19 protein-coding genes are annotated in these 20,940 nt (G+C 44.0%); 9 read left to right on the top strand and 10 right to left on the bottom strand.

Annotation, left to right across the window (positions count from 1 at the left end; translation table 11 throughout):
- Window positions 1-7: 7 nt before the first annotated feature.
- The 9 genes from T495_RS0110605 to T495_RS0110560 form a co-directional block, all read right to left on the bottom strand.
- Window positions 8-241, bottom strand: coding sequence for a hypothetical protein (locus T495_RS0110605; RefSeq protein WP_155950052.1), 234 nt, complete (start codon window positions 239-241; stop codon window positions 8-10).
- 213 nt (window positions 242-454) lie between these two features.
- Window positions 455-1,255, bottom strand: a complete 801-nt coding sequence (locus T495_RS0110600) for a polysaccharide biosynthesis/export family protein (RefSeq protein WP_028903118.1) — start codon at window positions 1,253-1,255, stop codon at window positions 455-457.
- A gap of 33 nt (window positions 1,256-1,288) precedes the next feature.
- Window positions 1,289-1,693 (bottom strand): BT0820 family HAD-type phosphatase, encoded by a 405-nt coding sequence (locus T495_RS0110595; RefSeq protein WP_033148633.1) that lies wholly within the window; start codon window positions 1,691-1,693, stop codon window positions 1,289-1,291.
- Entirely contained in the window at window positions 1,690-4,245 is a 2,556-nt protein-coding gene (locus tag T495_RS0110590; RefSeq protein ID WP_033148632.1) for a tyrosine-protein kinase, read from the bottom strand. Before T495_RS0110590 ends, T495_RS0110595 begins: the two co-directional genes overlap by 4 nt.
- A 235-nt stretch (window positions 4,246-4,480) precedes the next feature.
- Window positions 4,481-6,784, bottom strand: coding sequence for a BT4734/BF3469 family protein (locus T495_RS15280; RefSeq protein ID WP_051651997.1), 2,304 nt, complete (start codon window positions 6,782-6,784; stop codon window positions 4,481-4,483).
- Between the two features lie 164 nt (window positions 6,785-6,948).
- A complete protein-coding gene (locus T495_RS0110575) occupies window positions 6,949-7,638 on the bottom strand; it encodes a hypothetical protein (protein ID WP_155993584.1) in 690 nt (229 codons plus the stop codon).
- Window positions 7,639-7,676: 38 nt separating this feature from the next.
- Window positions 7,677-8,333 (bottom strand): hypothetical protein, encoded by a 657-nt coding sequence (locus T495_RS0110570; protein WP_033148630.1) that lies wholly within the window; start codon window positions 8,331-8,333, stop codon window positions 7,677-7,679.
- Between the two features lie 704 nt (window positions 8,334-9,037).
- Window positions 9,038-9,379 (bottom strand): HigA family addiction module antitoxin, encoded by a 342-nt coding sequence (locus T495_RS0110565; protein ID WP_028903123.1) that lies wholly within the window; start codon window positions 9,377-9,379, stop codon window positions 9,038-9,040.
- A 7-nt stretch (window positions 9,380-9,386) separates the two neighbouring features.
- Window positions 9,387-9,704 carry a type II toxin-antitoxin system RelE/ParE family toxin gene (locus tag T495_RS0110560; RefSeq protein ID WP_028903124.1) on the bottom strand — a complete coding sequence of 106 codons (318 nt, stop codon included), beginning with the start codon at window positions 9,702-9,704 and terminating at the stop codon, window positions 9,387-9,389.
- 489 nt (window positions 9,705-10,193) lie between these two features.
- Here T495_RS0110560 and T495_RS0110555 point away from each other — a divergent pair, with 489 nt between their 5' ends.
- The 8 genes from T495_RS0110555 (at window position 10,194) to T495_RS15275 (ending at window position 18,920) form a co-directional block, all read left to right on the top strand.
- Window positions 10,194-10,790 carry a hypothetical protein gene (locus T495_RS0110555; protein ID WP_155993581.1) on the top strand — a complete coding sequence of 199 codons (597 nt, stop codon included), beginning with the start codon at window positions 10,194-10,196 and terminating at the stop codon, window positions 10,788-10,790.
- 21 nt (window positions 10,791-10,811) lie between these two features.
- Window positions 10,812-12,047 carry a tetratricopeptide repeat protein gene (locus T495_RS0110550; RefSeq protein WP_033148628.1) on the top strand — a complete coding sequence of 412 codons (1,236 nt, stop codon included), beginning with the start codon at window positions 10,812-10,814 and terminating at the stop codon, window positions 12,045-12,047.
- Window positions 12,048-12,060: 13 nt separating this feature from the next.
- A complete protein-coding gene (locus T495_RS0110545) occupies window positions 12,061-13,281 on the top strand; it encodes a sel1 repeat family protein (protein ID WP_033148627.1) in 1,221 nt (406 codons plus the stop codon).
- 21 nt (window positions 13,282-13,302) lie between these two features.
- A complete protein-coding gene (locus T495_RS0110540) occupies window positions 13,303-14,931 on the top strand; it encodes a WG repeat-containing protein (protein ID WP_033148626.1) in 1,629 nt (542 codons plus the stop codon).
- A 9-nt stretch (window positions 14,932-14,940) separates the two neighbouring features.
- Window positions 14,941-15,738, top strand: coding sequence for a membrane lipoprotein lipid attachment site-containing protein (locus tag T495_RS0110535; protein ID WP_033148625.1), 798 nt, complete (start codon window positions 14,941-14,943; stop codon window positions 15,736-15,738).
- Window positions 15,739-15,972: 234 nt separating this feature from the next.
- On the top strand, window positions 15,973-16,758 hold the full coding sequence (locus tag T495_RS0110530) for a carboxypeptidase regulatory-like domain-containing protein (RefSeq protein ID WP_033148624.1): 786 nt from the start codon (window positions 15,973-15,975) through the stop codon (window positions 16,756-16,758).
- 19 nt (window positions 16,759-16,777) lie between these two features.
- Window positions 16,778-17,551, top strand: coding sequence for a hypothetical protein (locus tag T495_RS0110525; protein ID WP_033148623.1), 774 nt, complete (start codon window positions 16,778-16,780; stop codon window positions 17,549-17,551).
- A gap of 4 nt (window positions 17,552-17,555) precedes the next feature.
- A complete protein-coding gene (locus T495_RS15275; RefSeq protein ID WP_081832095.1) occupies window positions 17,556-18,920 on the top strand; it encodes a caspase family protein in 1,365 nt (454 codons plus the stop codon).
- A gap of 14 nt (window positions 18,921-18,934) precedes the next feature.
- Here the strand turns inward: T495_RS15275 and T495_RS0110515 are convergent, their stop codons facing one another.
- Entirely contained in the window at window positions 18,935-19,705 is a 771-nt protein-coding gene (locus tag T495_RS0110515; RefSeq protein ID WP_033148622.1) for a hypothetical protein, read from the bottom strand.
- Window positions 19,706-19,878: 173 nt separating this feature from the next.
- Between T495_RS0110515 and T495_RS16305 the strand changes: the two genes are divergently transcribed.
- Window positions 19,879-20,916 (top strand): NAD(P)/FAD-dependent oxidoreductase, encoded by a 1,038-nt coding sequence (locus T495_RS16305; RefSeq protein ID WP_197020386.1) that lies wholly within the window; start codon window positions 19,879-19,881, stop codon window positions 20,914-20,916.
- The last annotated feature ends 24 nt before the right edge of the window (window positions 20,917-20,940 follow it).

Here is a 20,940-nt window from a genome sequence, read left to right as displayed (position 1 = left end):
GAATGAGTCAGTCGCATTCGTCAATCTTATACGCTTTGTTATCCTCCTTCAAGTAGATCTGCAGATCGCTGAAGTAACCAGTTTTCTGGATTTCTGCCAGTTCCATCTGCGCGTCTTCTTCCTGCAGATATTCTTTGGCGCTGGCCAGAAGGCTTGTAAACTCGAGTTTCTTCTTGTCTGTGTCCAGAACAGATATCCACTCATCCTTCGAACGGTCTCCGATAACAAATCCTTTACTCATAGCTGTTACATTTATATATTCGATTCGTAGTTTGTCGTATGGTCTTCCTTGCTTCTCTCTCTTGTTATCAGTTGCAAAGATACGCACTTTCCGCCAACAATGTATCGTCACCCCTCGAAAATCTTATGTAAACGTTTGAGTAAACGGGCTAAAAAAGAAGGTGCTAAGCATGAATTTGCCTGCACCTTCGATATTAGATAATGAAAAATGGTCTTATTTCAGGATGTTGTACAGCAGCGAGGTCAGTGAGATCAGAATGCTGGTTGCGCTGAACCAGAGGGTGGTCATGCTACCTACACTCGAGTTCTGTGCCTTCACCTTGTTAGGCTCTACATATACTACATCGTTCTGCTGCAGATAGTAGTAGGGCGAGTTAACGATGTTGGCGTCGTTCAGGTTCAGGGTGTGCATTTCCTTTTTGCCGTCGGCATTCTTACGAATCAGCTTCACCTTGTCGCGCACACCATAGATGGTGAGGTCGCCTGCCTGAGCCAGAGCCTCGAGGATGGTGATCTCCTCGCGCGATACCATGAATGTACCAGGGCGAGCCACTTCGCCAAGTACTGAGATAGAGTAGCTCGACATCTGTACGGTAACCACTGGGTTTTCGTTTTCTGAGAGATATGGACGAATCTTGTCTTCAATCATCCTTTCGCACTGGCGCTTGGTCAGTCCTACCACCTTCAGGGCTCCGATTATGGGGAATTTGATGTAACCCTCATTGTCTACGAGATAGGGCATTACGGTACCACCACCACCAGAATTAAGGTTACGTCCCTGGGTATAGGCGTTCTGCATGATCAGGTTGAATGCACTCGATACTTCTGGATCGGTGGTGTTGACGGTGATGGTCAACTGATCCTTAGGCATAATCTTGGCATCGTAAAGACGTCGCGACTGACTGAAGTCAATGCTGTCGCTATTCTTGAAATAGGCCACATTCTTAGTGCTGCCACACGATGACATGATAGTGGCAACTGCCAAAACAACAAAAAGATAATAAAACTTCTTCATATCTCTATTTTTTTTATTTTTACTTTGTATGGTTTAAAACTGCCACCAGTGCTTTTTGGGCTTGCGGAGGTGTTCTTCTTTGGGGTTGGGGCCCGTCTTGTGGGTAATCATCTGATAGATGTCGCCCCAGTCGGGCAGCCCGCCAATGTTACGGTCGTCAATAAACAGGTCGGCTTTCAGCTTTCGTGAGAAGACGGGGTTGTTGTCGAAGGTCTCCTCTGGATAGTCGCGATTCACGGCATAGAATTCTACGCCTCGCTCGCGGCACCAGGCTAACGCATCGTCCAGCAGTTTACCCTCGCGGCAAGTCCACAGAATCAGCTGGTGACGCTCCTTGATAAGCATTTTCAGCGTATCGGTAGCAAAATCACGCTCATCGCCAATCTCAGGATACTTGTTTTCAACGATGGTGCCGTCAAAGTCTACTGCTATTGTCATTTCTTGATGCTATCGTCGTCCTTATTACCATAGCGTGAGTCGGCATAGTTTCCATAAGCGCCATAGCGTCCGTAGCCACCGTAACCGTATTTGCCATAGCTGCCATAGCCGTAGCGGCCATATTTACCATACTTACCGTAGGTGCCATAGCCGTAGTAGTAGCCGTACTTCTTCTTCGACATATCTACACCGTTCAGTACTACGCATGGATTAGGCAGCTTCTGCTCGAGAGCCAGGCTGTTCACGATACCGACATCGGTCTTAGGTGTATAGTCGGCACGGGTTACGTAGCAGCATACGTTAGCAAACTTAGCCACCTGGAGTGTATCAGTTACCAAGCCCACAGGTGCTGTATCGAGGATGACATAGTCGTACTTCTCTTTCAGGATGTCGAGTGTATCTTTCAGGTTCTCGCGAGCCAGCAACTCGGTTGGGTTGGGGGGGATAGGACCAGCCAACAGCAGGTCGAGGTTGTCGTTAATGCCCGATTTCACTACCTGATCGTTAATCTTATCCAGTGTTACCTTATCGGCAGCCAGCAACTTCGAAACACCAACTTTGCGCTCACTCTGGATATCGAACAGCTTACCCAGGGCAGGTTTACGGATATCAAGTCCGCAAAGGATTACCTTCTTGCCCAGCAATGCGAACGATACAGCCAGGTTGGCTGCGAGGAAGGTCTTACCTTCACCACTGGCCGATGATGTGAAGAGAATGGTGTTCTCGTGCTCTTTGAGCATGAACTGGATATTTGTACGCAGCGAACGGAATACCTCGTCCATCTGGGTGTTCTTGTTTTCGTGAACCACAATACCAGCGGCGGTCTTGGCGCTATCGCTGGCCACAGGCACATCGGCAATGATAGGCAGCTTGGTGAGCTTCTCCAGGTCGTCGTGACCTTCCAGTTTGTATTTGAACATCTGGATAACGAACAGGATACCGAGTGGTAATGCCAGACCCAGGATGAATGCTGCCATCATGATGATAGACTTCTTAGGCTTAACCTGTCCTAGTGACTGAGGATCGTCAATCAGCTTACCCTTATCGGCTGTGGCAGCCAGTGAGATGCTGTTCTCCTCACGCTTCTGGAGCAGCATCAGATACAGACCAGAGCGAACCTCCTGCTGACGTCCGATTTCTGTGAGTACGCGCTCCTGCTCAGGTGTGCTTCCCAAGCGGCCCTGATACTTGGCATACTCGTTCTGAATGCCTCGGCGCTGGATATCGGCAGTACGGCGTGCCTGAAGCAGCGCTGTACGGATAGACCCCTGCAACTCGTCGAGTGTAGAGGTGAGTATGATTACCTGTGGAGCCTGATCGCTGGCCACCTTCAGCAGGCGGTTACGTTCCTGAACGGTCTTGTTGTAGCTCGAGATGAGTGATGTTGAAGCACCATCGGTCATACCTACGTTCGATGGGATAATCTTATACTGATTGGATGGATTGTCCACAAATTCGCGCAGATAGTCGAGCAGCTGGATCTGCGAGTTAGCCTCGGCCAGCTTGGTGCTGTACTGGGTTGACATCTGGAGCGACTGCGAAGCATCCATCTGCAGGTTGGTAACAGTATTCTGCTTCTTATACTTCTCGAGTGATCCCTCGGTGTGTCCGAGTTCTTCGTTGATTTTCTTGATACGGTCGTTGATGAATTCCTCAGTCTTCAGCGCTACTTCGTTCTTATCGGCATTAGCCTGACGGTTGTAGCTTACAACCAGTGCGCGGAGGAAGTCGAGACCTCTGCGTACATTGGCGTCGTTGAAGGTGAGCTGGGCGATAGAAGTCTGCTTCGAGGTAGCAGCTACTGAGAGGTTGCCCAGATAGCCTGCTGCCACCTGCATAGGAGGCATGATCACTACTCTATAGTCGGGTATTTTACCATCGGCAGGGGCAGTGTATTTAGGATTCTTCTTGAACGACAGGGTACCATAGTCAGTGCGATAGGTAGCAGGGAGTTGCTTGGGCTCGAAGGTGAAGTTTGATACTACCACACCGTTTTTCAGCAGGGCTCCCTCAATTTTGATGCCCTCGTCGTTTGAAGATATGCGCATATCGATGCTGCGGCTCTCTTCGAGCAGTACTTTATCCATGTTGTCGAGGCTTGTCTCATCGATATCCACGATGCCAGGCTGGGTGCCATATACAATCTGCTCTTTGACCAGACCCTTACTGTAATAATTGGCATAGAGTTTGAGGTCTTTCACGGCATCACGCACCAAGATGCGCGACTGCAGGATCTCCATCTCGTTCTCAAAACCCGACGAGTTGGACATAAAACCAAAATCCTGCATGTTGGCCAGCAGGTCGCCACCACGTCGGCTCTGTTGTTTGTCGTCCTTGATCAGCATCTTTGCTGATACGGAATAGACGGGGCTTGTGTACTTAAGATAGACGTAAGCGCCGACAAGGAACACAACGAGTGATACTGCAAACCACTTCCAGTTAAGGATGAAAAGTGTATAGAGATTCTGGAAATTGAACCATGATTCTCCCTCTACTTCGTTAGTTGATAAATCTTCGATTTCAGCTAAACTTAATTTCTTTTCTTCTGACATATTTGTTAATAATAATAATTCTTATAGTCACACCTTTCCTCGTCGAAATTCGCGAGTCCGATGTTTATTCGGTACAAAATTAGTGTTTTTTTTTAAATCGGATGCATTTTTTTACGGAAAAATGAAAAATAAGTGTGTTTTTTTGGTTTTATGTCATGAGATTGCGGTGGTGTACTGCCTTTGCAGCAATCCCAGCACCCCTGATAAACTGGGATACTGGGATTTGGGATACTGCTCAGGCTACCGGCTTGGGATAGACTTCGAAGTAGTAGGCGGTTTTGTGGTAGATGCCCGTCAGAGGATCCTGTTCGATGAACTTGCGAGTCTCGCCTGTCCACAGCATCTTCCTGGGGTTGGTGTTCTCGCTGCCTAAGCGTTCCAACAGCCGCTGTGCATCGTCGAATGTGAACTCGTCGGGCAGATACTGCAGACGGTTGCCAGGGCCGCGATGCGAACTAACCTTCTCGCCTGCCATCTGCTTGCGGATGCTGTCGCCATAGTAGGTCATCTTCACCCACATGTCGTACTTGAACGACCACATGGCAAACTCCTCGATTTCCTTGCTCCACTTGCCTTCGGCTATGTAGAGCACCATGGCGCGCAACCAGGCGAGCACTACAGCACGGTGGCTGGTGTCGAAGTAGGCCTCGTCGCCCGAGAGGCGATAAGTGTCGATGGACTCCTGATGGATGCGCTGAATCAGGTCCTGCGCCTTTTTCAGGTCGTAGTTGCCCTGAGCTGCCACCAAGCGGTCGATATACACCTTGAGTCTGGCCATGAATCGGGCGTCGTAGAATCCGTGCTTGGGGATGGCTTCGTCATCGATAGGCATGATGGTAGCAAACGACATGCGGTTGAATGAACCATCGGCGAGGAAGGGAGCATAGAAATCCTGCGCACGAACGATGGTGCTCGATGAGTTGAAGTTGTAGTGCAAGCGGAATCGTGCTGTCACCGATTTCTCGCCTACGCGCTCCTGGCCGTACCAGGCGTTATCGAAGGCGCACTGGATGATGTTTCGCAGGCGTCGCTTCTGCTTAGATGCATCCAGCTGGTCGAAAAGCTCGATTTCATCGAGTTGTGAGTAGATGAAGTGGCCATCGGCATCCTTGCCCTTCTGCGCCAAGGCGGCAGGGGTGATATCCGTCAGCAGGGTCTGCACTATCAGGTCGTCAGGGCGATCGGGTGCCTGCTGGTTGGTGCCCTTCTTGGCGCATTCGTCCTTGTAGTCCTGTTCGCGTTGGCGATTGATTTCATCGCGCTCCAGGATGTCCCTCATGATGCAGTCGCACACACGGCTCACGCACGACTTACCTGAGGCTGTCTTGGCCATCGTGTGGTGCATGAATGTGGCCTCGTGGTAGGTGTTGTCGGCATAGAGGAAGTGTACATCGTAGAGATGGGAGCCGAGTGCAGGGAATGCGCTGAGGGCGATGGCTGGATGCAGATGCTCGGGCTCCTTGCTGCACAGCAGCTTGATGAGCTTAGGCATCTTTTCGGGCATTGCGGGGGGCAGGCATCCCAGCTGTTGACTCGTCAGCTTCTTAGGTGCGCTCTGCTCTTGCTGGGCCTGCTTGAAGAGGGTGCGCAGGCTCATGGGCATGGGGGCGTTAACCTTGGTGTACTTGTCGTAGAAGTCGGCCACCAGTCGCTGGCAGTCTGCCTCCTTCGAGTAGTTAGGCATGCGGGTGGCCAGTACATCCATCATGGCCTGCTGACTCATTAAGCGGCTAATGCCAACGGTTAGTATGGCTACAAGCGAAATGTGCCAGTTGTGCACGCCTACCACGTCGATGTCGTCGGGCTTCAAGCCTGCCTCTTTCATTGCCAGGTCGAAGATGCGCAGGTTGCGCTGGTGTTCGGGCGAATCCTGTAGGATAGCAGGCGAGGGGAGTAGCACAGTGGCGGTTGCTGAGGGCATTGCCTCGTTTGGGGTCTGTGCTCCCGTTTTCACAGCTTCGGCTTTCACCTCTCGCTCCTTCAGCAGCTCCTCCTCATCTAAATATAATATGTACGCGCGAGGTACGAGATACGAGCAGCGGGCATAGTCCTTCACCGAGCCGTCGTAGTTCTCGTCGCCCAACTGCTCCGACATCCACTTCTGTGCCTGTGCCAGCGTCATGCCGGCAGGCATCTCGAATATCAGTCGCAGCCCTTCGGTCGAGGGTGTCACATGGGCCATGTTGATGCCCAGTTCGCTTATCCGGTCCTCTATCATTGTGTGATAGTAACCACGGGGATTCTCAATGTGGTCGATGTCGTACATCGAGAGTCCAGAGGGAATGGCTTCGGCATTCTTGCGTTCACCGTTCTTAAAGATGGCGTGAGGAGTCAGCACAGGCAGGTGCTTCTTCATCGCCGTCTTGTAGTCGTCAAACTCGGTGCGGGTAGCCTGGCCAGCTTTCACTGCCTCCAGCTTGCGGGCAATCTGTCCGCACACGTTCATTACTTCTGCTGAATCAATGGCTGAGTTCAACAGTTCAACTGTGCAAGGCACTACCTTGCTGAAGTTGTTCTTTCCAAATCCTAATCTGCTCATACGCTTAAAAAATTAATGTTTCTGAGCACAAAGTTACAAATAAAATAGGTAGGAGGACGGGTTTTTTCGCCCTATTCAGAGGCCTTTCTGGGCCAGCCGAATAAGGAGCTGAAAAGTAGCCGAATGAGCCGAATGGATTTAGAATTCCTGCCGAATGAAAAAGATTATCTGTTGCTTAAAAGTGCTGCAAAAGCCCTGTAAAAATCCCTCACCAAGGCCTGCATGTGCTGGATGGTTTTCCATGTGTTTTTGTATTGTCGGATCCACTCTTCGTGTGCCCAAACCTGCATAGGTGGCAGTTTGCCATCGGCCACAGCCCATAGCTTGTATTCGTAGGATAGCATGTCGCAGTAAGGTTTCAGTCGGCGGTTGCCAGGCAGGTCGTTGCGCACATTCTTCAGCAATCCAGGGAACAGTGCGTCGATATCCGTAAACATATCCACGAATCCGCCTGTCTTTTCGTGTTCCTTCTGGTAGTATCGCCAGGCAGCGTAGATGCAGAACCACTCCTTCTTGCCGTTAGTGTTAATCTTGGCTATGCACTCGCGCAGCACCTCCTTGAATTCTGTAGCGTCGGCATCGGTCACTTGGTGGAAGAACTTGAACTCAGGTGTTTCTGGTGTTTCTATAATAGTAAGCGGCAGCTTCTTCTGTTGCTGCAAGTCGTTATCGGGCTGTGGGTTCATTAATTTGAAATGCTCTCTAACTTCCCATTCGGCTTGCTTTGCTGCATCGAGCGCATGATGCTCTATCCCCCAATCCTTTATACACATCATGATTGGGAGTGCATCTCTAAACGTGGGCAACTGCTTACAGTAACCCACCAGATATTGCAAGTCTATCTGGCTATTCATCGTTATCCTTCGCGCGCGCTCGTACCTATAATTATGTACTAGAGATGAGGATTGTTGTTTAGCTCATCTATCAGATACTTAACCTCGGGCTGTCTATTTTGGAAGGTGATATCGAATTTGCGATCCTTAAACGCTTGGTAATACTCACTACGCATCTCGCGGATATAATTTAGCAATGCCTTATCGCTCTCCATTTCTCTGGCATCGAAACAAAACGATAGCGCACTGCTCTCGGCCCACCAGCCACTTTCTGCCTTTCCCATCGATATTGGAACTACGATGTGATCTTCATCTTCGTCGGTATCAAGTCCGTCGGCATCTTTCTTCTTAGGCCAATCGATGGTAAGCCCAAGATGGTGCAAACGCCAAATGATAAATTCTGGGCGCTCATTGAATATCTTATGGTTGAACATGCTCAGATTATTGTGGATGATTGAATGCAGCTCGTGCATTGACAGTGGCGAGGTCAATATCTCGCAGTCTTCGAGTTCTAATTTCTCATACACCACGCCGGCATAGTTGTTTTCGCCATAATCCACCACAGGGTGACTTATGGTTTTGATGGTTTCCTCGCCCGTTTTGCGGTCTACTACGGTGTGTATCTCAATCAGCGTAGCCACGTGGCGCGCCAATACACCTTTCATATTAAGTACTGGATACGGTTGATCCAGTTTCATCAGATGAGTTTGTATCATTTTTTAGTTTCTTATTTTCTGGGTGCAAAGATAGTGCAAATCGAACGAAAAACCAAATTTATTTGAGTTTTTCTGAGATGCAGCCTATCTTCGAGCGAAGCTCAGAGATAGTGCAAAATTTCGATTTAGCCAACAAGATGAGAATTTATTTTTATTCTTGCGCGTGAGAAATTTGTCTTCGCGTCGAGTTCGGGCTGAGATGTCGTCTGTCCCAGTATCCCAGTGTCCCAGTTTTTTTTCAGCTACCTGACCCCTTATAAACCTTTTATAAATGTTAATATATGTATATTTATATAAAGATATGTGTATTTCTAAGAGGCAAGGTGCGTTTGGAAAACTGGGATACTGGGATATGTGACGATTTTTATGCGTAAACACTCGAATAGATAGTACGTCACTTTCAGGTGGATTACCGTAATCTTTCAGGTGAGGAAAAATATTCTTTCCCACGAGGAAGTTACGGCTCTCTTTTCTTTACAAAATCGCCCATTTTTACCACATTCTGCCATCATCGCCCAATTTCTCACCACCCCAAAATCGCCCCAAAATCGTAGCCAAATCAGTTCAAAACTTACCAAACTCATCCATAAAAGCACAGATTATACCAAATCTAACCAAATCTGAAGACATTGATTTTAACATCCGTTTACAATCACCTCATCCCAAATCCCAGTATCCCAGTTATTTAGAGGCAGGGGTGCAAGCTAGAATATTGCTGCTATCTTACGAATTTTCTCTAGACGCGACATGAACGATTTGTCCTGCTTCATCTTCTGCATGTTGTATTCCGCCTGCAGACCAAGCCAGATGTTGGCATCAGTACCAAGAGCAGCTTCTAATAATAGGGCATACTCAGTAGTAACAGGACGCTTGCCATTAAGAATCTCGTTAAACACAGTATATGATACACCCATCTGTTGGGCCAAATCTTTCTGAGTAAGGCCACGCGCCACAATCTCATCCTTAATCATCTCACCAGGATGAATCAACATCGATGAAGCCATGTTGTTAGCAATCTTTTCTGCTGAAAAACTATTCTTAGCCATGCCTTATTTATTTATAGTGATTTGACAATTCCATTATATTACATATCGTTACTACGGGCTCATCGTCAGTTTCCTCCAGTGTGAATTCTATTCGATACTGATCGTTTGCCTTGATTGAGAAACGCCCCTCTTTATCGCCATGCAAGGCTTCGAAATGAAGAGACTTAAAGGGAAACAAATCCTCTTTCCGCTTAGCCTGTATCAGATATTTTATTCCCTTCTGATATCCTCTTACTATCTGTGGCTGAAACCGGAGTTTTTTAACCCCAGTCTCACCCATAGTATAGAGCTTCTCCAGATATTCCTCGTTGAATGTTACTACCATTACGGTTACTATTTTGGGTGCAAAGATAATACAAATATTTGAAATTCGCAAAAAGTCGAATTGATTTTTTTGTTTTTAATCACATTTTTCTTTTAAAACATTTGGTGATTTCGTAAAATATGCTTATTTTTGTAGCCGAACTCCATGCAATTGGAGAGACATATTGATGAAAAAGCGTTTATCTGACGCTTTGTCTTTGGCAGACCGAATCTAGCAAATTCAAAATCACAGTCAAAGAGCAAAGCAGCGATAGATGCCTATTAGGGTGTTTATAAGCAGCCCACGCCCCTGATGGGGCTAGGGGAGGCTATATACATCAGCGTGGGCTTCTAGAGTTGCTCGTTCTACTGTGAATGGCAATGCTAGAGCCTAGGTTTGCGGGACGAGTAACAGGTAGTTGCCCCGCTTTTTTCGTCTCTATGGGTTACCAATAGCTATTTAAAAACGTCTTGTGATAGGGCAATAGCAGGATATAAAAACTATAATGAGATGAAAAGAGTAATTAGTCGTTCGATGATTTTAATTTGTTTTGTAGGATTAGTTTGTGTAACTTTAATGTCCTCTTGTTCAAAAGAGGAAAAAGACGAAGGCCCAAAATACAGTGAAGAGCAATTGTATGTACGTCCTTGGCAGGAGTATCCTCAGTCATACATCAAGTTCTTTGATTATCGTATGACATTCCGTCTGCTTAACATCCAGCGTAATGGTTCTGCCCTACAGGTAGATTATGTTTTGACCAACACTGGATTTAATCAGGAAGTTGAATTGCTGTTTGAGATGCCAGATATTGCTGCTCACGATGATTTAGGAAATTCGTATAGTGGTAAATTCGGCAATAATGCTGATGTCGTTTCGACCATCAACGGAGAATCTTTCTCAAGTTATGGATATGCCAAGCGAGTTAAGTTCATGCCTAATCAGGCAATTAAAGGCAGCTTCACCATTAAGAACTTTGATATAAATGCTGCTCAGTTCTCGTATACTTGCAAAGTCTCTTTGGGCACAACAAAGGGAATCACTCTGGTATACAATCGTATAGATTTTGTGAACATCCCTGTTGAAACAGGCGAATATCAGAATATGTAAGAATTAAAAACCTAGATTCTTATGAAAGCATTAATTAAGTCCTTCACAGTATTCATGTTGACAGCACTGCCCCTTATGGGCAGCGCCCAGTCTGTAAATTATGCGAAATCCCTCATAAAAGAGGGTAAATACCTTGAGGCTGCTAAACAGTTAAGGCCACTTGCTGATGGAGGCAATGCTGAGGCACAATATATGGCAGCAAAACTGTTTTTTGAGGGGAAGGGTGTTGCCAAGAATGTGAACCAAGGTATAAAATATGCTACGTTATCTGCAAATCAGGGATATGAGATGGGGGTATGTGCTTTATATGATTATTACAGTTCTGCCAATAATAATATTAAAGCTTTTTCTGTATTAAAGAGCTATACTGACCGATTTCCTGATTTGAAAGTGGCTATTTTTACTGGCTTCCGTTTGTTTAATTGTTACCTAGAGGGAAAGGGGACTACGAAGAACGAAGAGCTAGGATGGGAATTGTTTGAGAAGAATAATGATTATGAGTGGAATATGAAGAATATGGCCGGATTTGGCGAAAGGTATTGGAACTACAAAGCAGAACAAGATGGAGTCTCCGATATGTTTGACTATGCAGATTATCTTTATTGTAATTACTATAAAACAAAATACTACGAACTAGAAAAGTTTATTAGTGAAGAGAAATGCAAAACTAAAACAGATTGGGCTGAAGAAGCTGATAATGGTCATGCTTGGGCAAAAGCTAAGTTGGCCGAAATTTATCTGAATGAAAACAATCCTCAAAGAGCTTATGCATTGGCACAATTAGCTATGGGGCAAGGTTCTTGTTTAGCCAAAGAAATATTTGAGCGTGCTGAAAAAAGTATAAATAGAATGATTCAGAGTAGCTCAACAAATAATAATTCTAGCAGGGCTTATAGCTCTGGCATTAATTCGTCGGCCAAGACAGGCTTTTACAAAGTTAATAAATATCGAACTAGTGCTACAGATGTTATATTGACTAAAATTGATGTTGGTAAGTCATATACTACTATTACGTTGAAATATCGTAATAATACAAATGGCGCACGTCGTCTGACAATAAATCCCAATACTCATGTTGAATATAATGGTAGAACTTATAGGATGACGGGAAATAGTGTGCCCCCCTCTGGAATAATGGTAAATGGAAATGGTTCATACGAGTTCACAATATCATTTCCTCAGATACCATCTAATGGTTCCGATGGCTTTAACCTAATAGAGAATGGCTCTTGGAAATTTTATAATATAACCTATTAACAACTGGTTTGCAATGAAGAAAATAATTACTTTGCTATTATTGGCGTACTGTACTACAATTTACGCTCAGTCTTTGAGTAGTATAGAGTCTTTACTTAAGCAGGGAAGGTATACAGAAGCAGCTAAACAGCTACGTCCTTTAGCAGATAGAGGAAATGCTACAGCACAATTTTGGGCATCCATCTTGTTTTTTGAAGGAAAAGGTGTGAACAAGAGTGAAGTGCAAGGAATTAAGTATGCTAAACTGGCAGCATCACAAGGCAATGATGATGTTGCAGAGTATATGATGCGAGTTTGGCGAGAAACTCAGTCGAATACTTTAAGAACTGCTATTTCACAGTTAATAAAGGATTATGTGAAGCGTTATCCTTCAACCAGGGATAATAGTAAAACGTGGGTATTATATGCATATTACTCAATCGTAGGTTCCCGAGCTCCAGAGTGGGGATTTACTACCGACGAAGATCTCGGTTGGAGTATATTAGAACAAACCAAGATTAAAAATGTGCTTGAAGAACTTGGATTCAGCCCTAAAGCATATTTTGATTATGTTCTTAAAAAGAGTGGATGCTCTTCAATGACTCAATATGTTAGTCAACAAAGTTATGTGTCAGATTTCCTTCTTGATGTCATTGTTATGGATTTAAAAAGAGTATCAGGCTCGCCTTTAAATGAGAGGTTAAACCCTTGGTATCCTATGGCAAGAGGTGGTAATAAATATGCATTATATATTTGTGCTGAAAAGTTTTATGATTATTATAATAAGCAGATAGACAAATTTGGAAAAGGTAGTGCATGTATAACATTTGCTACTAGCTATTCAAGGAAAGCCTTTAGAGCAGGTGTCCAGAAAGCAAAATATTTAGCTGATATAACAGAAAAATACCACATAGGCCTGTCAATAACTCATAAAGGAAATATTTATACGGTCTTTTATGTTGGTAATGGTGGTGCAAGAGATTATCTTGCAGCTAGTAGTGATTGTAAAATGCTAACTTATTCAGAAGCGCAACAGTGGACAAGAGATGCTGGTGTTTACTTGGCAAATAATGAATTGCATATGAAATATCTAGTAGCAGAATTAGCAAAGAGTGGCAAGGATGTTTCAGGAGGTTATTGGATTATCAATGGCTTATGCGAATTTGACAGCAAAGGAAATTTCATAAAATTCTACTTGCCACAAGATGTTCCAGCCAGACTTGGAAATAGACATAAAACATACTTGATTCTATAAATAAACAAAAACCATACAACAATGAGAAAGATTAAAATCAATATGCTGTTAACAGCCAGCATTATTGTAGCAACATTGCTATTTAGTAGCTGTGGAAAGGAAAAGAGTGGTTACAATCTTGAATATTTGGCTGTTCAGATGTCGAAGGGTGACTCATGGAGCATTATCGACAAAGATGGAAATGAAGTTGTTAAGGAAGAATATCCTTCAGATTCAAAAATATCTGAGATTCACAATGGTGTATATTGGGTGAAATCTGATAGTAAATATCAACTCTTCAATATTGAAAATCCCAAAAAACCTGTGGTTGATGGAGAGTTTGCTGAAGTAACACCTTTCTATTCTGGAGTTGCTGTCGTCTCGAACCCCAATCAGCCAATACAAATTATTGGGAAAGATGGTAAAATTGTAGCTACACTAGGAAAAGATATTAAACGTTGTTTCAGTATATCGAAAGAAGGTTATGGTATATTCTATAACCAAGAAAAAAAATATGGCGTAATTAACAGCAATGGTCAAGTAATAATACCTCCAGCATACTCATCAATTTATTGTTGTAATGAGGGAATCATATTGGCCCAAAAGAGTGAGGATGATAACACACTGCTTATTTTGGATATGAAAGGAGAAAAGCAAGGAGAAATAGATACTAGGAAATATGAAAAATTATTTGGAAATTATAGTGAAGGGAAGCTTGCTGTTAGAAATGCAGGAGATGAAAACGGTCAGGTAATAATCCTTGATAAAACTGGTAAGAAACTGTTCGAAATAAAAAAGTCAAGGGCGTTATATGCTTACCTTTGTTATAATAGTGGCTACTTGGTTTTTGAAAATGGTGATTTTAAATGTGGTATTGCAAATGATAAAGGCGAAATAGTAATTAGACCCAAATACGATAAAATAAGAAATATATTGGGTGGTGGACTGTTTTTCGCTAAAAAAGGAGATAAATGTGGTGTAATTGATGCTGAGGACAATACTATAATCGACTTTGATTTTGATGATGGAATCTTGGGAATGGGAGACAACTTCTTAATGCAAGATGGCGAATCATATTCATTAATTAATAAAGAGGGTAAAGAAATTATTGCTTTCGACAATATCAGTAATGAGGAAATTGGATATGTTGATTATGTGGATTTGGAATCTATAAGTGCTTCTATTCTTAAAAGTATTGAGGAGTTTGAACAAGCTACACCTATTTCCCAATCAGTAAAGACTATTTTTAAAGAATTGGATATTAATCGGGCAGGTTATTCACGTGGTATAACGCATCGTACAACACTTGACGATAAAGTTAATGTTATTTTAGAGATAACATATGATAATAATCTTGCAGAAGAGAAATTCCATACAGAAAAGGTAAATGATGGATGGTTTACTTATGATAGAAACGTAAGTGATGGTGTTCATTGGACCAATGCTGTTCCTGAAAGAATATCAGGAACGATCTCTTTAACAGATGCCGCGGGAATCAATATTCCCGATTTATACAAGGCACTACTTGCAAAGCTTTCAGATGGACGCAAGAAACTATCGGACACAAAATTCTCTAAGATTGTAAAGAATGCAGGGCAGACATTAGAGTGCCAGACTTCTCTAGAATTAGAAGATTCTAACATAGAACTGGTAATTGTTCTCAGTAGATAGACTTAGAATATGAAAAAAATATTATTATTTCTATTTTCGATAATAATATTGGCGGCTTGCGTTAATGGCAAGTCGTCAGTATCTGCAGATGATAACGATGAATCGTCAGATTCTGCAACGGTTGAAGTGCTACAAGATCAGACTACCAAATACGATGCTACTGATGCTCAGAGCTTCGGCCTGAATGGTATGGTGAAGAATGTAGAATATCAAATATACTCTACTTATGAGGAGGATGGAAAAATTAATCAGGGTAGTTTGTATGAACGTGGTGACATTGCCTTTGATAAGTATGGGCACATCCTTGTTGATGAGTGGTTGAATGAGTATGGTTATGACGAGGAAGGTGAATTATATCGTGGAAATCATTTATATACTAAAATTCAGCGTGACAAAGACGGACGGTTGTCAAAATATGACGATGTTGACCCTACAGGAAAAAGTGAAGTCTATAATACATACGTATTTAAATACGATAAAAACGGAAGGCTATCATCAGTAAATCTTAAAGGTTGGACTGAAGAATGGACGGAAAAGAGAATATATAAAGGCGGTAATATTTATCCAGAATCTGTAAGTAGAGTTGGAACAATCAAAGGCAATGGCTCGTTTTCTTCGAGCCAGAATTATGTATACCAACATTTTGACACCATCGGTAACTGGACTGAAAGAACTATAGTTCAGTCCGATGCTGGTGGAGAGGTAGTTGCAGATAGCGTAGCTCTTAATGAAAGTCAGCAGGTTAGAGAGCAAAAAGTCCAGGAACAAATAAAAATAGAGAAACGTATAATAACATATTATGAATAGAATGCTTATAATGCTGGAATTCAGATAGGAAATTTTTAGGTGTCGAGTTACAATCGCTCGGCATCTTTTTTATCATCCCAAATCCCAGTATCCCAGTTATTTGGGGGCTGGACAGACCATTCGCAATATCTGTAATATTCGTAAATGATTCTTTTTTACTAAAATATTTGGAAGATTCGAGGATTATTCCTATATTTGCCACAGAAATTGAACTAAAAAACCTATTGTGTAAATATGAAAAAGAAACTATTAACAGCATGTCTGATGGTTGTATGCTTAACAGCGTCTGCGCAGTATGTAACAACGGGACAGGTAGTTGACAAGGCTGGTAATCCAATTTCTGGAGCCCGTGTTGAGGCAATGGGTTCGAAAGTTTTCTCAACGACTGGTATTGACGGCCGTTTTAAACTTGAGACACCAAAGGCTGTAGAAAAGGTAAAGGTAAGTAGCGCTGGCCGTCTTACGAAAACTCAGGGAGTATCGGGCAATATGTCAATTACGCTTGAGAACTCTACTTGGTGGACGCGCCCAGCTACCCGTTATCAGTTCTTTGTTAGTCCGCAGGTAACTGTTCCCAGTACAGATGGCAAAGATATTCCATTTGGTTTGATGGTTGGAGTGGTTAAGAACATCGGTATCTATGCCAGATATGTGCAGAGCTCAATGCCTTCAACATCTGCAGAACTGGATAATAATGATGTGTATAATCCATTTTGGATCGATAAAAAGACTGGCTATCAGGCAATTACGGGAGGATTAATTCTACGTTTGGGTAGTCCTCTTTATCTTACTGTCGGTGGTGGTATCTCGAACCGCAAAGTTGCTATGCAACACCAAACGGGAACGTGGTATGATGTAAAAGGCTATTATAACCATTCGGATTTGTCATATAAAGGCGTTTGTGCAGAGGTTGGCCTGATGATGAAGATTGGCCATGTGATGATTAATGGTGGAAGCACTATGTGGAATACTAAGAAGCCATACTTTGGTGCTAATTTTGGTGTTGGCTATATGTTCTAATTGTAATAAACAAGGAATTATGAAAAAGTTTAGTTTTATAGGGCTCCTTTTGGTGTCAATGATATATGCTGGTTGCGAGAAACTTCCTGCTATTGATGGAAATTCCACTTTGAATTTGTATTATTATCCAGATGCTGATTATTGTTTATGGTTTACCACACAAAATACCGCAGTATTCAGAGATTGGGGCGAAGATTATTATAATTCTGTTCAGTTAAACGATAACAAGGATTTTAATGGAAATAGCTTGGCTGGTAGTTATAATAAAAATGTTGGTACTATTGTTTTTAAAAATCTTAAGCCCTCGACAACCTATTACTATAGGTATATTGACAAAGATGAGCTCGGAGGATGTAAAACTGGACCGGCTATAAGCTTCCAGACGAAAGATGAGAATTACAACTTGGTTTCTGCTAGGGAAGACCCAGACAATACAGGTTGGAGTGATTATAGTTATTATCAAAAGTACAATAAATATTTTCTAACGGTTAAATATAGTATTGACAGCAAAAACTATCCTTCTGATTATAATTATGGCTATCTCTTAAGTTGTAAAGGGCGCTTATTCTATACGCTCTCGTCAGAGAATAATTCGGAAACTCACTTCGTGGATAATAGTAACAGAGACGAATTAACTTTCTCATTGGATTTTGATTCTGCGGTATCCGGAACTCTTACCTATTGGGTTAAAATATATGGTTATGTGGGTTATGAGCAACAGATAACAGACACGAGTGATGACGATATTGTATTTAAAAGTGAGACGAAGACTATAGATATTCCAAAATACTAAAAACATGAAGAGGCTGACTATTGTTATTCTATGCATGCTGGTTGCAACTCTTTCTGCACAGGCACAATCTGATGAAGAATTGCCCAAAAACAGTAAAGAATGGAAGGCACTGAGAGAGCTGGCCCAAACCGATCTGCATGCGCAGTATCTGGTGGCGTACTGTTATCTGACGGGTATTAAGGGGGTAGTAGCACAACAGCACGAGAAAGGAAAAAGCATACTTCGTAAAGCTGCTGATGCTGGTAGTCCTGATGCTTGTAGAGTGATGTATAAGATGGACCCGCAGAAATATTATAGCTATAGGCAGCGTGCTGAGCAGCTCTACACGGAAGACGGAGGCGGTGAGGCTTGCTACTATATGGCAGAATTGTTGGTAGACGATAAACGAACCTGTCAACGCTGGTTAAAAACATCTTTAATTAAAGGCTATCGAAGAGCTCAAACCGCCTTGGAAAGTATCTACAATAACGACTGGTCGGGTTCTTCTACTTCGTTTGAGAACTGGGTGAATGGTATTCTCGCTATAGGTGAAACCGATAACACAGAAATACAGTTGGAAAAGCCAAAGGCAGAAATTAAGTACTTGAGCGAGGTAGATTTGAATTTGCCAGAAGACACATTACGCAAAAATGTGAATACGATAGCGTTGGTAGTGGGTAATGAGAACTACAAATCGGTGCCTCCTGTAACTTTTGCTCTTAACGATGCGTCTATGTTTGCAGAGTATTGCAAAAGAGTTCTTGGACTGCCTGACCAGAATGTAGTTTATCTTCCTGATGCCACGTATGGTTCGTTGGTAGGTACTATGGCAGATATTAAATATCTGGCTACAACTTTTCCTGACTCAACACTCAATATTATTTTCTATTACGCAGGGCATGGTGTGCCAAACGAGAAGACCAAAGATGCTTACTTGATGCCTGTAGATGCTGACCCACAGAGAACAAACATCTGTTATTCGATAGGAAAACTAATCAGCGATTTGGCATCAACCAAGGCGCGTTCTATAGTATTGTTTATTGACGCTTGTTTTAGTGGTGCTTTGCGTGGTGAAGGTGTGTTGGCAGAGAATCGTGGTGTCGCAATTAAAGTTAAAGATACAGTGCCTAAGGGCAATATGGTAATGTTTTCATCGGCAATGGGAGATGAAACGGCTTGGCCATATAAAGAGAAAGGCCATGGTACGTTTACATACTTCTTGCTGAAGAAACTTCAACAGTCAAATGGCGAAGCATCGCTTGATGAGTTAAGTGATTATTTGCTTATGAATGTCCGTCGCCAGTCTGCACTTAATCTTAAGAGGCAAACGCCATCCATCGTTCCTGCAATTGAATTAGGAGAAGAATGGCGCAATTGGAAAATGAAATAGACTTTTAGGAGGTTTTACCATGCAGGAGTGGGCTCATCGGGCGCGAGGGCGGCTCCAAGGACTACCAGACCGGCTGCTGCGGTAAGGCCCAGGGCTTCGCCAAGAACGGCGCCACCTGACTTGCCACTGCGGAAGGCGAAGCAGGGATGGGGGAAAAGGCGTGGGTTAACCAGCTTGCCATGCTTATCTACCCACATGTTCGAATCTACCTTGATTGATTCTACATAGTCGGATACCTTTACTCTGGGTTCGGCATCGCCATCATAGGTAAAGCGGTATTCGATGTCGGCTGCCAGCGCCAATGGGGTGGTGCGGCGTGTGTAGCGGCGCTTGTCGCCCTTGTGGAACTTCTTGTTGGTGTCGAGAAACCTTCCCTTACTGGTGTTGCCCCAGCTCTTTGGCTCGCCCACATAGATCATCTGTGGGTTGAGCAATAGCGGCAGTTGCTCCCAGGCATAGATAGTGTTGACGCCATGAGGCGCAATCGACACCCAATGCTCTTCGGCTTCGAAGGGCGGAATGCGAGGGTCGTTGAGCGATGTGGATGCGCCGTTTACCCAAACAAACGAGCGACGGCGGTCGATATACATCACCTGGTCGGTAAGGTTTTCAACCTCAAGCAGGGCTGTGCCATCGATGGTGAGTACTATCTGCAGGCGGATATCCTGGTTGCGATACATCTGGCTGCCTTCGCTGCCCATCGTGCAGTAGACGCCTACCTGACTGGCTGAGGCGCTGAGCACCCCAAACAATACTAACATGGATATGAGTGTACGTTTGAACATTGTTATTTGAATTTTGTTGGTGCAAAGGTATCAATAGTATGACACATAAAAAAGGGGATTCGCCTATCAGTTGATAGGAATTTTCCTATTGTGTTCGAAAACCGAAGAATCTTTACTGCAAAAAAGTTTGGTTATTTCGAGTATTATTTCTACCTTTGCACGCAATGGATAAAATGAGAACATATGATGTGCTGATAGTTGGTGCAGGACCAGCGGGATCAGTGTGTGCGAGCCTGTTGAAACGGGCTGGCTTGGAGTGCTTGTTGATTGACCATGCCTCGTTCCCTCGCGACAAAATCTGTGGTGGTGGACTGACTCCTAAGGCGTGGCAAACGCTTGGGCGCCTGTTTCCTGACTTCAAGTATGAGTATATGCCGATTACTAACTTCGGGCTGATTATCGACGGTGAGCATTGCGGCTATCTCAGATTGGACGACATGCAGCGCATGATACGTATCGTTCGCCGAAAGGACTTTGACCACCTGCTCCTGCAGCAGTATCTTGCAGCTGGTGGCGCTTTCGAGCAGGGCGCATTTGCCGATTTCAGCGAGGATGCCGCACGGAAGGATTATCCCGTAGTGGTTACTCTGCGCTCGGGCGAGCAGATTGCCTGCCGCTATCTCGTGGGGGCCGATGGCGCTACCAGTCAGGTGCGTAAGCGCATTGCTCCGCACAGCTCCAACGGATTCCTGTTCTATGAACAGTATCACGATCGAGCTGCCGATGTGGAGCCTATGATTACGCTCAGCCTCTCAAACAGCTACAGTCACGGCTATTTCTATGTGTTCCCCAACAAGACCCACGATGTGATAGGCTTCGGCGATGCACATACCAGCAAGGACAGCTTTAAGCGTGTGCTGAAGGAGCTGGACTATCCGTATCTCACTGACAGACCTCTGCGTGGTGCTTTCATCCCCCGTGCCTCGGTAGTATCGCCTTCGCCTCGTGTGATCCTGATCGGCGATGCAGGCGGATTTACCAACCGTGTGTCGTACGAAGGACTGTATTATGCGATAGCTACAGCCGAAAATGCCAGTCGCGCTATCATCGAGGGCAGGGACTTCCGCGAAGTAAACAGGAAAATCTTCCGCAAGAAGCGTAAGGAGGATATTCTCGATAAGATTGTTTACAGCAGGTTCGGCCTGTCGGTCATTAAGCGGATTGCGCACTTCCCCAGGTTCTTCGCCGCCTGCTATAACTTCTACGTATAGGAAATCACATTCCCGACAGTATAT

Source organism: Prevotella sp. P6B1, from assembly GCF_000702825.1.
GTDB lineage: Bacteria > Bacteroidota > Bacteroidia > Bacteroidales > Bacteroidaceae > Prevotella.
This window is presented reverse-complemented; position numbering and strand designations above follow the sequence as displayed.